Origin of the sequence: Bradyrhizobium sp. CCBAU 051011 (assembly GCF_009930815.1) — a bacterium.
Lineage (GTDB): Bacteria > Pseudomonadota > Alphaproteobacteria > Rhizobiales > Xanthobacteraceae > Bradyrhizobium.
In genome coordinates, this window is the sequence record NZ_CP022222.1 from 8,922,242 (window position 1) to 8,935,048 (window position 12,807).

Consider the following 12,807-nt stretch of genomic DNA (forward strand, 5'->3'; position numbering starts at 1 on the left):
GCGGCGGGGGACGCCCCGAGCGCAGCGAGGGTCGGGAACAATCCTTTCGGCGATGACGACGGCTGGGGTGTTTGGTACTCTGCGAGGTGAAGTAGACATGGACCTTGGACTCACAGTCCTGTCATGGATGGCACGGCGGATACTGCTCAAGTTATTATTCGGCCGCCCTTCGCATGGGGGCTTGCGGTCGTTGCCGGGCTTGCGCTCAACTGGCTCGTGCCTTGCCGTTCCTGCCCGCCGAACTGCTTGCAGGCTGGCTCGGTGCGATGGTGTTTGTCCTCGCGCTGGCACTTTTCGCTTGGGCCATCGTTACGATCACCAAGGCCGGTTCGAACGTCCCTACCAGTCTGCGGACTACAACCGTCGTCGAGACTGGACCGTACCGCTTTACGCGCAACCCCATCTACCTCGGCATGTTCCTGGGTCTGATCGGCTTGGCCATTGCCTTCAACAGCCTCTGGCTGTTGCTGACGTTGGTGCCCTTCGCCCTCGTCATTCGCTACGGTGTAGTCGCCCGCAAGGAAGCCTATCTCGATCGCAAGTTCGGCCCACGTCTATCGCCGCTACCGTGCGCGTGTGCGGCGCTGGATGTACAGAACCCGCCATGAGGCATCGTGCAAGACCGCAGGTCGCTGCCGATTCACCGGTTGGATTGCATGCAATGGTCCATATCAGAGCGGCCGGACCGGCGCATGAAGACGACGAAAGGAGAGAGGGTATGCTAAAGGACGCGAAGGTGGCAACTCGGCTTCCAGCCAAAGACCTAGATCGCGCGCGGGCATTTTACTCGGAGAAACTCGGGCTTGAGCCGGTCGAACAGCGCGAGGGCGGGCTCCGCTACGTCTGCGCGGCCGGCGAGTTTGCGATCTTCATCTCGACCGGAGTGCAATCCGGCACGCACACGCAAATGGGCTGGGAAGTCGACGACATCGAGGCGACGATGCGCGAGCTTCGAGCGCGGGGAGTTGAGTTTGAGGAGTATGACCTGCCCGGCCTGAGGACCGTTGATGGAATTGCGGAGATTGGGGGGAATTACCCCAGCAAGGGTACCGGTGAGCGGGGCGCGTGGTTCCGCGACAGCGAAGGAAACCTGCTGGGAATCGGGCAGCCGGTTCGGTCTTGACGGTTCGGCTCGGCCGCTCGTGGCGAGACTTCATGAATTGATCGACCAGCCGCCATGGAGACGGCAACTGGATGGTCCTCGACATACCGAAGATCGCCGCCCATGGCGCGCGCTCTAGATCCCGTCATCACGAAATTCACTCCGCTATTTCTTTGTTGAGTTCGAAACCCGCTTTACGCTCGCTTTGCTATTCTTCCGCTTTGCTTGCGCATTCTCATCCTCGCTTTCTTCGTCCTCAACAATCTTGACGACTTTGATGCCGATGCCGATCCCTCCTTGCATCAAGAACTCGACGCCTCGCTTTTGTAGGTAACAGCTCGTTGCCGATCATGATCCAGTCGCTCCGACGGGCGCTTCATGTGCTTGTGCGATGAGTCGACGGTCTAGGTGCAGTTGGCCCGATTCGAGTAGATCCGTGCGGCTACTTGCGTCGAGGCGCGCCTGATCGGCGTCGAAATCCGGATCGCCCTTGGCGGCCAGCGAGACTCGCTCGAGCTTCGTGAGATGGCTGGCCACCACGGCGCGCAGCATTGTCTCAATTTGAGACGGAGACAGGTCAAGACTGGCGCTGTCGGCGAGCATCGCGGCATCTTCCAGGATCAGGTCGAGTTGAGCAGCCAGACGGCGCGCCACCACACGGCTCGTCGTCTTGAGGCTCAGAAATAGATGCGGACGAGGAAAGAGATTGCAAGCGACCGCGGTGGACGGCGGCGCCAGTAGTACACAGCATTTCGACGAAAAATGTGGGCGACCATTGGATGCGACACCTGTGCAGCAGCGATGTGTCGCAGAGCTGTGCAGCAGCTCCCCAGCCATGCCGGTTTCGTCAGCAATTTCAGGGGCAGCGGATGCGCTGGCTGGGGCGGGAGGGATCGAACCTCCGAATGGCGGAATCAAAATCCGCGCGCGCACGATTTCTGGTTGCCACCGCGAATTCATATACTAATATATCAATTGAGGGAGCAAGCATGCCCGCCCGTGCATCGAAAAAGACGGATCCAACGGTCCGCCGAATTGCCGCCGGCAAGCGCCGCAGCGGCAGACCGCGCGCGGCGACGGCAGCATCGAAAATCTATTCCGACCTTCGCGGCGAATTGGTGTCGCTGCAGCGCCGCCCCGGCGAAGCGATTTCCGAAGCGCAGATCGCCCTCTCCTACGGGGTGAGCCGCACCCCCGTCCGCGAAGCAATCCTCAAATTATCGGATGAAGGCCTGCTGGAGATCTATCCGCAGTCCGGCATCTTCGTTTCGCGCATTCCGGTAGCAGCGCTCCCCGAGGCCATCATCATCCGCAAGGCGCTGGAGGAAACCACCGCGCGGATGGCCGCGGAACGCGCGACACCGAGCCAGATTTTGGCGCTGCAATCGATCCTGGAACGCCAGCGCGAGGCCAGCGCGGCCGGAGACAGCGACACGTTCCATCAAGCCGATGAGATGTTTCATGCTACAGTTGCCGAGGTCGCCGGTTATCCCGGAATCTGGAAGTATATCCAGCAGGTGAAGGTTCACGTCGATCGCTATCGCCGGCTGACCCTCCCCCAGCGCGGGCGGATCGCGAAGGTCATCATCGAACACGAGGCCGTCCTGACCGCCATCGAAGCGCATGACGCGGAGGGTGCAAGGCGGGCGATGGAAGTCCACCTCGAAAGCCTGCTCGAGAACATCTCGGCTACCCAGCATATCAATCCGGAGTACTTCGACGAGCGACCCTAAAGTTGAAAAGTCCATAAAACGATAAACAACATCAGGAGGAACAACATGAAACGCCGCGACTTCATCAAGTTGAGCGCAGGCCTCGGGGCCACAATGGCGACCACGGCGCCGCTGTCATCCGCCTTTGCGCAAACCAAAATGGTGCTGAAGGCTTCCGACGTTCATCCGCTCGGCTATCCGACGGTCGAAGCCGTCGTCCGGATGGGCAAGAAGCTGGAGGCCGCCACCAATGGCAGGCTGACGATCCAGATGTTCCCCTCGATGCAGCTCGGCGGCGAAAAGGAGATGATCGAGCAGGCTCAGCTCGGCGCGCTGCAGTTCGCCCGTATTTCAGTCGGCGCCGTCGGCCCCGTCGTGGACGACGTCAACGTCTTCAACATGCCGTTCGTCTTCCGCAACTCCAAACACATGGAGAAAGTCATCGACGGCGAAATCGGCGATGAGTTGCTGGCGAAGATTTCCACGAACGAAAAGACCGGCCTGATCGCGCTGTGCTGGATGAACGCCGGCTCGCGCAATGTCTACAACAACAAGCGGCCGATCCGGACCATTGCCGACCTCAAGGGCCTCAAGGTCCGCATGATGGGCAACCCGCTGTTCGTCGACACCATGAACGCGCTGGGCGGCAATGGAGTCGCCTTGGGCTTCGACCAGGTGTTCAGCTCGATGCAGACAGGCGTGGTCGATGGCGCCGAGAACAATCCACCGTCGTTCATAGCGCAGAACCATAACCAGGTGGCGAAGTATTTCACGATGACCGAGCATCTGATCATTCCGGAGCTGTTGGTGTTCTCGCGCATCTCGTGGCAGAAGCTGTCGCCGGAAGATCAGGCGCTGATCAAGAAATTTGCCAGGGAAGCCCAGCAAGAGCAGCGTGTGCTCTGGTATGAAGCGGAGAACGCCGCGATCGAAAAAATGAAGGCTTCCGGCACCGAAATCATCACCGATATCGACAAGAAGCCGTTCCAGGATGCCGTCAAACCGGTCTGGGACAAATACGGCGCGAAATATGCGGCCATGGTCAAGCGTATCGAAGCGGTCCAATAGAGCACTGCTCGCGATGGAAGCGTGGCCGGACTCTGTCCGCTCCGGTCACGCTCTTCCAATCTCTCGCGGGATCAAGGACGCCGTCATTTTCCGAGGTCGAGATGTCTGATTCTGGAGCCGGAATATTCCGGCGTGTGAACGACGCGGTTTACTGGACCGGCGCCGCGGTCGCATGTGTGGCGCTCGTGCTGGTCTCGGCGGTCATTCCCTGGGCCGTCTACACCCGATATGTCCTCAACAGCGCATCGTCATGGCCGGAGCCAATGGCCGTGCTGCTGACCGTCGGTATCACCTTCATCGGCTCGGCCAACTGCTATCGCCAGCGCATTCACATGAACATGACTGTCGGCACCGATCTGCTGCCGCCGCTGCTGCGACGCGCCTCGTTGTTCCTCAGCGAAATATTGATGGGCGTGATCGCCATCTTCATGGTCATCTGGGGACTGCGGCTCGTCCGGACCACCTGGGATAACTCGGTGGACGAATTTCCCTGGCTTTCGGTCGGCGTCACCTATCTTCCGATCGTGGTCAGCGGCGCGATGATGCTCCTGTTCGTCGTCGAACGCCTGACCATTGGCCCGCCCCCGCGCGATGGCGCCGACGCTCACGTACCGGTCGAGTAATTGCCATGGATATCGCGGTTCTGCTTCTCAGCATGTGCTTGTTCTTCGCGATCGGCATGCCGATCGCCTATGCGCTGGCGCTGTCCTCGCTCGTCGGCGCGCTGTGGATCGACCTGCCCGTCGGCGCTGTCATGCAGCAATTTGCCAGCGGTGTCGGCAAGGTCTCGATGCTGACCATCCCGTTCTTCGTGCTGGCGGGCGCCATCATGGCCGAGGGCGGCATGGCCAGGCGGCTGGTTGACTTTGCAGCCGTGGTCGTCGGGTTCACGCGCATCCGGGGCGGCCTCTCGCAGGTCAATATCCTCGCAACCACGATCATGAGCGGCATTTCCGGTTCGTCGGTCGCCGACACCTCCGCGATCGGCTCGGTGATGATCCCGCAGATGGCCGCCAAAGGCTATCCGCGGGTGTTCGCAACCAACGTGACAATCAGCGCCTCGCTGCAGGCGATCATCGTGCCGCCGAGCCACAATTCGGTGATCTATTCGCTGGCGACCGGCGGCGTGGTCTCGATCACCAGCCTGTTCCTGGCCGGCGTGCTTCCGGGATTATTGCTCGGCTTCTCACTGATGGTGCTTTGCCTGTTCTACGCCTATCGCGACAAGCATCCCAAGGGGGAGCCGGTCCCGATCCGACAGGCAGTCAAGATGCTCGGCGACGCCGTATGGGGGATCGTGACGCTGGTCATCGTTCTCGGCGGCATCCTCACCGGCGTCTTCACGCCGATCGAGGCCGGCGCGGTCGCCTGCGTCTGGGCGTTCTTCGTCACGATGTTCATCTATCGGGACTACAAATGGTCCGAGCTTCCGCTATTGGTCTACAAGACGCTGCAGACGGTCGCCATGGTGCTGACGCTGGTCGCGACCGCGTCGTGCTTCGGCTATATCGCCGCCCTGATGCAGCTGCCGGCAAAGATGACTGAGTTCTTCGTTGCCATATCGAGCAACAAATACGTGCTGCTGATGTGGTTGAATATCATGCTGTTGGTTCTTGGAACCGCGCTCGATCTCGCGCCCCTGTTGCTGATCTGCACGCCGATCCTGCTACCTGTCGTGAAGAGCTTCGGCATCGATCCCGTGCATTTCGGCATCGTCATGCTGCTCAATCTCGGCATCGGCCTGCTTACGCCGCCGGTGGGGACGACGCTGTTCGTCGGCTGCGCCATCGGCAAGGTTTCGGTTGATGAAGTGATGCGCGGGATCTGGCCATTCTACTACGTGATGTTTACGGTGCTGATGATCGTAACCTACGTACCCTGGCTGTCGCTGGCGCTGCCGCGGGCGTTCGGGTTCTAGATCAGGCGCCGCTGTTTGTGGGCAGAGGAGACTCCGCGTGAAGATCGTCGACCTCAGCCGAGAGCTTTATCACCGTACGCCGAGTTATCCCGGCCACCCGCCCGTGATGCACGGCGTATGGAAGACTCACGAGGAATCCTTTGCCGAATCCGGCAATGTGCACGGGCTGGCCTCGATGTTCATCTCGATGGTGGACCACGCCGGTACCCATATCGACGCGCCTCGGCATTTCGGCAAAAGCGGCATCTCCATCGACCAATACCCGCTGGAGAAATGCATCGTGCCGGGCATCTGCATCGACCTGCGCCACATCGCGCCCCGTGCCGAGATTACGCCTGCCGACCTCGAGGCCGCGGTGGCGAAGGCCGGCGCGCCGGTGCCGAAGGGCGGTACCGTCCTGCTCTGCACCGGTCACCACGAACGGACATTCCCCCGCAAGGAATATTCCAGCGACAATTCCGGCGTGAACGTCGCCGCCACCGAATGGCTGGCGCAGCAAGGAATCGTGCATTTCGGCATCGATTCGATGCGACCGGGACCCGAGGGCAAAGTGAATGCGCTCGTTCACAAGGCCTGCCTCGATCTCGACATCACCCACATCGAGAGCCTGTGCAATCTCGAAGCGCTGCTCGGCCGGGGCCAATTCACCTTCATCGGCCTGCCGATGAAATGGCGCGGCGGGACGGCTTCGCCGATCCGCGCGGTCGCAGTGTTTGATATGTGAAGGCCGCGGCATCAAGCCACTCACCCCCGTCCCCTTCCCGCGTGGCGCGTATAGACGCGCGGTGAAAGCTTGCCTAAACTTGCGCCAATGCCGGCTGAAACGGCGCGGATAATCGGGCGGGAATAACCGCCTACATCAGGGAGGAGATTATGGACCGTTCTTGGCGGACCAACTGCGCTGTCATATTCGCAGCCACGACATCGTTTGCGCTGGCGGCCCCCGCATCTGCACAGGATACCTTCAAGCTTGGCATCGTGACGTTCCTCTCCGGGCCGGCCGCGGATAGCTTTGGCGTTCCCGCCCGCAATGGCGCGCAATTTACCATCGATCAACTGAACAAGGGTTCGGTGCCATCGCCCTACGAGAAAGTGGGATTCGGCGGCATGAAGATCGAGCCCGTCATCATTGACGAGAATGGCGGCGCCACCAAGCAGGTGCAGGAACTGCGCAATCTTTATCAGCGCGACAATGTCGACGTCGTACTCGGCTATATCAGCTCAGGCGACTGCCTCGCGGTCGCGCCGATCGCAGAAGAGCTGAAAAAGATGCTGGTGCTGATGGATTGTGGCACACCGCGCATCTTCGAAGAAGCCAGGTACAACTACGTGTTCCGTACCGCTGCCCATGCCACGATGGATAACGTTGGCCTCGTCAGGTACATGAAGGCCAAGAACGTCAAGATGGATACGGTTTCGGCGATCAATCAGGATTACGCCTGGGGTCAGGATAGCCGGGCCGATTTCGTCGCCGCCGCCCAGCAGCTCTACCCCAACGTCAAGGTTCAGATCGACCTGCTGCCCAAGTTCGGAGCAGGCCAGTACGGCACCGAAATTTCCGCGCTGGTAGGCGCCGGCTCCGATGTCGTCTATTCGAGCCTGTGGGGTGGTGACCTGCAAGCCTTCGTCCTGCAATCCGTTCCGCGCGGATTGTCGAAGCGTAGCCAGCTGGTGTTCAGCGCCGCCGATCACGTGCTGCCGCCGCTCGGAGACAAGATGCCCGACGGCACCATCCTCGGCGCGCGCGGCGCCTACGGCCTGATGTCGCAGAAGTCGCCGCTGAATGATTGGCTGTTCAAGGGATACGAGGCCGTCAACGGCGTCTATCCGGTCCAGGCCGCCTATCGCATCACGCAATCGATTCTTGGATTGAAGGCTGCGGTCGAAAAGGCCATGAGCAAGAACGGCGGAAAGAAGCCATCAACCGATGAAATGGTCGAAGCAATGACCGGCCTGGAGTGGCCGTCGCCCGGTGGACTTATTCAGATGAAGCTCGCCGACGGCCATCAGGCGATCCAGCCGATCGCCATCAGCCGCACCAAATACAATCCGGAGCTCAAGCGGGTCGATCTGGTCGATATCCAGTACTTCGCTGCCGAATGCGTCAACCCGCCTCCGGGCGTGAAGTCGATCGACTGGATCAAAGGCGGCATGCAGGGTGCCAAGTGCGACTAGGTCGCACTGGTATCCGATGAGCGCGCACGGCGGCGCGTGATCAAGCTTCGTGCCGCCTCTTTCTACCCACAGACGACCCGCGTGATTCCGCCGCCATGAATTTCTTTCTGACGATCATTCTCGATGGCCTGATTCAGGCCTCGTGGCTGTTCATCGTCGCCCTCGGCCTGACGCTGGTTTTCGGCGTATTGAAGATCCTCAACATCGCCCATGGCAGCTTCTACGCCCTTGGCGCCTATATCGCGGCAACCGCAGTAACCATGGTGGCCGCGCGCGGCCTCCCCCCAAGCGTTGGTTTTGTCGCCATGCTGCTCTCGGTGGCGCTCATCGCGTCCGCCGTCGGACTTCTGCTGGAACGCGGCCTGCTGAAAATGTTTTACGGCCGCGACGAAGTGGTGCTGCTGCTCGTGACCTATGCCGTGTTTCTGATCCTTGAAGACGTCACCAAGCTGATCTGGGGCGTCAATCCGATCTATGCGACGCAGCCATATGAGCTGTTCGGCAATCTCGAATTCGCCGGGCTCTATTACGTCGGCTACGATCTGGTGCTGATACCGATTTCAGCCGCAGTCGGCTTTGCGATCTGGTTCGGCCTCAATCGCACCGTGATCGGAAAAATCGTGCTTGCCGTTATCCATAACGAGGAAATGAGCGTGAGCATGGGGGTCCGCGTCAACCGCGTCTATGCCATCGCCTTTGCGTTCGGGGTCCTACTCGCCGCTCTCGCCGGCGCCCTGACCGCGCCGAAAATATCGATGCAGCCTGGCCTCAGTTCGGACGTCATCATCCTGAGCTTCGCAATCGTCGTGATCGGAGGGCTGGGCAGCGTCGAGGGGGCGGCAGTCGGCGCGATTCTGGTTGGGTTGGCGCGCGCTGCTTCGGTGCATCTTATGCCGCAAGCCGAACTGTTCATGATCTATTTGATCATGGCGGCAGTGCTGCTGTTTCGCCCTGAGGGCCTGTTCAAGCGCGAGACGGCAAGGCGGATTTGATGAGGAAAGGCCTGCATCCCCTGGTCATGATCGGTCTTGTCGCTGCGGTGACGCTGGCCGGTCGCGCGCTGCCGACCTGGACCTTGTCACTGGCAACGATTGCCGCCTCCAATGCGCTGATAGCCCTCGGCATCGTCGTGCTAGCGCGCACCGGCAATGTGTCGTTCGGTCAGGGCCTGTTCTTTGCCGCTGGCGGCTATGGTGTGGCGCTGATCGCCAATGCCTGGGGCCTCACCGACGCGGTGACACAGGTGATCGTCGGCGCGGCTTGCGGCGGCCTGCTCGGCCTGGTTATCGGGCCGTTGATCGCGCGCTACAGCGGCATTTTCTTTGGCATGCTGACATTGGCGCTATCGATGGTGTTTTACGGCGCGCTGGTGAAATCGACCGCGCTTGGCGGCTCCGACGGGTTCAATGTCGGGCGGCCAAGCCTGTTTGGCATGAGCTTCACCGATCCGCGCGAGGCCGACTTCATGCTATACGCCGTCTCGGTCATCGTGACCGGATTTGCCGGCATTGCCGCGACGATCCTGTTCCGATCTGAATTCGGTCTTGCCAGCCTTGCGGTGCGGGAAAACAATCTGCGAGTCGAATATCTCGGCCTCTCGGCCAACCGCATCATATCGATCAACTTCCTGATCGCAGCGATCTTCGCCGGCGCCAGCGGCGCCTTTGCCCTGATGGCGCAGCGGCATATCGATCCGCAATTCGCATACTGGACCACATCGGGCGAATTCGTCTTCGTGGCGGTGCTTGCCGGCAACCAAAGTGTGGCCGCCGTCTTCGTCGCCTCGATGGCACTGGAGCTGGTCCGTTCGTTCTCGAACCTCTATTTGCCCAATACCTGGCAGCTCGTGCTCGGCGTCTTCCTCCTGGGCGTAATTCTGCTTCTGCCGCGTGGCATCGGTTCGCTCTGGATCAGCGACCGGCACAAGCGGCGCATCTCGGCAACGGTTCCGCTCACCGCCAAGCGAGGAACCGCACCGTGACCCCGGTCCTGTCGGTACGCGGGCTCGAGAAGCGCTTTGGCGCGGTGGTTGCTGCCGATGCGCTCACCCTCGATATTCCGACCGGTCAAAAGATCAGCCTGATCGGCGCCAACGGCGCCGGCAAAACCACCTTCGTCAACATGGTCACCGGCTATCTCAAACCTGACAGCGGGACGATCTTGCTCGACGGAATCGACATCGGCAGGCGCTCGCCACGAAGCGCAGCCCGGCTTGGCATCTCCCGCTCCTTCCAGATTCCGCAATTGTTTGTCGAGCTTACCGCCGCCGAAAATCTCACTGTGGCGATTTCCGGCATCGGCACACGGATGTCGCTCCGGGCGCCGGCAGAAGCCCAAGGCCGACGCGACAAGTCCGTCGAGTTGCTGGAGCGTTTTGGCCTGGCCGATCTGGCCGATCGCCCGATCTCGGAGCTTGCCGGCGGCGTACGCAAACTGATCGACATCGCCATGGCATTGGTGCGCCGTCCAAAATTGCTGCTGCTGGATGAGCCGACCTCCGGCGTTTCGGCGGAAGAAAAATTCACGACCATGGACCGCGTCATCCATGCCGTCGCGCCCGACGCAGCGACCATTGTATTCGTCGAGCACGACATGGAAATCGTCAGCCGCTACGCCGATCGCGTGGTGGCGTTCTATCAGGGCCGGATTCTGGCCGACGGGGTGCCCGCCGAGGTCCTGAATGATCAGGAAGTCCGCCGCTACGTCACCGGAGGCGTGCGATGAATGACGCAGCGCCATTGCTCGCAATCGACAATCTTGTCGTCGAAATCCAGTCGATGCCAGCATTGCGCGGCTTTACAATGCACGTCGCGAGGGGCGCCATGGTCAGTCTGGTCGGCCGCAACGGCGCAGGCAAGACGACGCTGATGCGTTCGATCATGGGGCACCTCACGCCGACCAGGGGGACGGTACGGTTCGAAGACACCGATCTGTCGTCCCGTCCCCGCCATGTCCGCGCGGCACTTGGGATCGGTTATATGCCGGAAGATCGCTGCCTGGTGCCTCAGTTGACGGTCGAGGAAAACATCATGTTGCCGTTGTGGGTCGCGGGGCACCTCGACCGCAAGGCACGGCTCGCCTTCGTCTATGAGGTGATCGGCGAACTCACCGAGATGCGGCAGCGCAAGGCGCTACTACTGAGCGGCGGCCAACAAAAGCTGGTCGCGCTCGGCCGGGCGCTTGCCATCGGCACCAAGTGCCTGCTGCTCGACGAGCCGTTCGAAGGCATCGCGCCGGCGCTGTCGGAACGGCTGTCGGAAGTGCTTGCATCACTCAAAGGCAAGGATCTGACCCTGCTGATGTCGCAATCGGACATGAATCATTCGCGTGGGCTGATTGACATGGAATTCACGATTGAACGTGGCGCCAATCCCATACCCGCAAGTCAATGAGCCCCGACGGTCCGAATGTTGCCGGTCGGCCTCGCGAGGCGCACCGCCGGTCTATTCGCCGTCATGTCCGGATCCTGCTTCGGCGAGATCACGAAGCTTCTCGGCATTCAACACAACGATGGCACCATGCTCGAGGCGCACCCAATCACGGGTCGCCCAGGCGCGCAATTGCTTGTTGATGCTCTCCCGGGTCATGCCGACCATCTCGCTGATCTCCTGCTGGGTGATCGCGATGGTGCGGCCCTGTGGCTCAGATTTGTGCTTTTCGGACAGGCGAAGCAGCGCGCTGGCCAGCCGTCCTGGCAGATTCTGCAGGATGATCTGCTCGACCTGATCGCTGGTCGATCGCAAACGGTCGCAAAGCAATTCGATGAACTTCATCGCCAGCGCCGGTTGCCCCTTCACAAAAGGGATGAATTCGCGCCGGTCGATGACGAAGAGTTCGCAATTACTGTTTGCAATGGCATCGGCAGAGCGGGCTCTTCCGTCGAGCAGTGCGATTTCGCCAAAAATTTCGCCAGGCCCAACGATATTGAGAATGGCATTGCGTCCATCCGGTGAAGAAATGCTCATCTTCACCGTGCCCGAAATGACAGCGTAGAGGCTATTGCCGGGGTCTCCCTTGGAGAACAGCGTGGCTCCCCGCTTCAGCGTGGTGTGTTTGGCGTAACGGCACAGTTGGTCGAACGCCTCAGGCTCGAGGTCGGCAAAAGCCGGATGCTTGCGCAAAACCGACAGTTTGCTGCTCGAGAATCCGTGAGCTTCACCCGTCCTTTGTTGAGGCACGCCAGTCAAACTCCAGGGGAAACACGGGATTGTAACCCTTCCGTAATCAACGCAGGCAGGCTTTTCAACCGGAAAGCGCACCGCCGCGTCGATTTGGCGGCCGTCAGGCAGCCCATGCCTTGGCGGCCGAACCATGGCTGGACCGCACGCCATTCCGGCGAGCGGGATATTTGCAGCAAAAAGCCAGCAAAACCCAATGGTCTTGCTGGCTAATCCGAATTGTACGCGATGAGGCCTATTTCAGCGAAGAATTGGGCAAAGCATGTGAAGCCCGATATGCATGTGGCCATTATGGGCAAAGATACGAACCTTCAGGTCATGGGTACCATCGACGTTCTCGCCGACCTTCAGCACCAGCGGCATCGGATTGGGGGATCTGAGATTGGTCGCAATGACTTCGGTAATCTTGTCGCGGATTGCCTTTGGAATTGCTCCAGAGTGCTTTTCCCACTTGTCATGCCCCTCGGTCGATCCGATTCGCCGGCCCAGTTTTCCTTCTTCGGCACCAGGAATTTCGTGAATTTGCCGAACGAATAAGGCCCGTTCTTCTTCTCGTACTCTTTGAATTTCTTCGCGGTTTTGTTGATATTCTGCGGGTTATACAATTCATTGATATGTTCTTCAAATTTTCCGCTGTAGACTAATCCACCCACG

General features: G+C 60.3%; 15 protein-coding genes. 12 read left to right on the plus strand and 3 right to left on the minus strand.

The features are described from left to right. The first annotated feature begins 221 nt into the window (after nt 1-221). Entirely contained in the window at nt 222-608 is a 387-nt protein-coding gene (locus tag ACH79_RS41920; protein WP_246738347.1) for an isoprenylcysteine carboxylmethyltransferase family protein, read from the plus strand. Nucleotides 609-718: 110 nt separating this feature from the next. Then, on the plus strand, nt 719-1,123 hold the full coding sequence (locus ACH79_RS41925; RefSeq protein WP_161855983.1) for a VOC family protein: 405 nt from the start codon (nt 719-721) through the stop codon (nt 1,121-1,123). 327 nt (nt 1,124-1,450) lie between these two features. On the opposite strand, the gene ACH79_RS41930 is transcribed toward ACH79_RS41925, so the two are convergent. Then, nucleotides 1,451-1,756 (minus strand): hypothetical protein, encoded by a 306-nt coding sequence (locus ACH79_RS41930; protein ID WP_161855984.1) that lies wholly within the window; start codon nt 1,754-1,756, stop codon nt 1,451-1,453. A 335-nt stretch (nt 1,757-2,091) separates the two neighbouring features. Here ACH79_RS41930 and ACH79_RS41935 point away from each other — a divergent pair, with 335 nt between their 5' ends. The 10 genes from ACH79_RS41935 to ACH79_RS41980 all read left to right on the plus strand — a co-directional run bounded on the left by ACH79_RS41935 (nt 2,092) and on the right by ACH79_RS41980 (nt 11,367). Continuing rightward, nucleotides 2,092-2,835, plus strand: a complete 744-nt coding sequence (locus tag ACH79_RS41935; RefSeq protein ID WP_161855985.1) for a GntR family transcriptional regulator — start codon at nt 2,092-2,094, stop codon at nt 2,833-2,835. 45 nt (nt 2,836-2,880) lie between these two features. Continuing rightward, entirely contained in the window at nt 2,881-3,882 is a 1,002-nt protein-coding gene (dctP, locus tag ACH79_RS41940) for a TRAP transporter substrate-binding protein DctP (RefSeq protein WP_161855986.1), read from the plus strand. A gap of 101 nt (nt 3,883-3,983) precedes the next feature. Continuing rightward, entirely contained in the window at nt 3,984-4,505 is a 522-nt protein-coding gene (locus tag ACH79_RS41945; protein WP_161855987.1) for a TRAP transporter small permease, read from the plus strand. Nucleotides 4,506-4,510: 5 nt separating this feature from the next. Next, complete coding sequence (locus ACH79_RS41950) at nt 4,511-5,800, plus strand: TRAP transporter large permease (RefSeq protein ID WP_161855988.1); 1,290 nt, start codon at nt 4,511-4,513, stop codon at nt 5,798-5,800. Between the two features lie 37 nt (nt 5,801-5,837). After that, complete coding sequence (locus ACH79_RS41955) at nt 5,838-6,524, plus strand: cyclase family protein (RefSeq protein ID WP_161855989.1); 687 nt, start codon at nt 5,838-5,840, stop codon at nt 6,522-6,524. A gap of 149 nt (nt 6,525-6,673) precedes the next feature. After that, nucleotides 6,674-7,975 (plus strand): ABC transporter substrate-binding protein, encoded by a 1,302-nt coding sequence (locus ACH79_RS41960; protein WP_161855990.1) that lies wholly within the window; start codon nt 6,674-6,676, stop codon nt 7,973-7,975. Between the two features lie 95 nt (nt 7,976-8,070). After that, a complete protein-coding gene (locus ACH79_RS41965) occupies nt 8,071-8,967 on the plus strand; it encodes a branched-chain amino acid ABC transporter permease (protein ID WP_161855991.1) in 897 nt (298 codons plus the stop codon). After that, nucleotides 8,967-9,956, plus strand: coding sequence for a branched-chain amino acid ABC transporter permease (locus ACH79_RS41970; RefSeq protein ID WP_161855992.1), 990 nt, complete (start codon nt 8,967-8,969; stop codon nt 9,954-9,956). Before ACH79_RS41965 ends, ACH79_RS41970 begins: the two co-directional genes overlap by 1 nt. Further along, nucleotides 9,953-10,699 (plus strand): ABC transporter ATP-binding protein, encoded by a 747-nt coding sequence (locus ACH79_RS41975; protein ID WP_161855993.1) that lies wholly within the window; start codon nt 9,953-9,955, stop codon nt 10,697-10,699. The genes ACH79_RS41970 and ACH79_RS41975 overlap by 4 nt, the downstream gene beginning before the upstream one ends. Continuing rightward, entirely contained in the window at nt 10,696-11,367 is a 672-nt protein-coding gene (locus ACH79_RS41980; RefSeq protein WP_161855994.1) for an ATP-binding cassette domain-containing protein, read from the plus strand. The genes ACH79_RS41975 and ACH79_RS41980 overlap by 4 nt, the downstream gene beginning before the upstream one ends. Nucleotides 11,368-11,418: 51 nt before the next feature. Here the strand turns inward: ACH79_RS41980 and ACH79_RS41985 are convergent, their stop codons facing one another. Together ACH79_RS41985 and ACH79_RS41990 are read right to left on the minus strand one after the other, a co-directional pair. Continuing rightward, nucleotides 11,419-12,153, minus strand: coding sequence for a Crp/Fnr family transcriptional regulator (locus tag ACH79_RS41985; RefSeq protein ID WP_202639361.1), 735 nt, complete (start codon nt 12,151-12,153; stop codon nt 11,419-11,421). Between the two features lie 347 nt (nt 12,154-12,500). Further along, entirely contained in the window at nt 12,501-12,806 is a 306-nt protein-coding gene (locus ACH79_RS41990; RefSeq protein WP_161855996.1) for a hypothetical protein, read from the minus strand. Nucleotide 12,807: the final 1 nt, after the last annotated feature.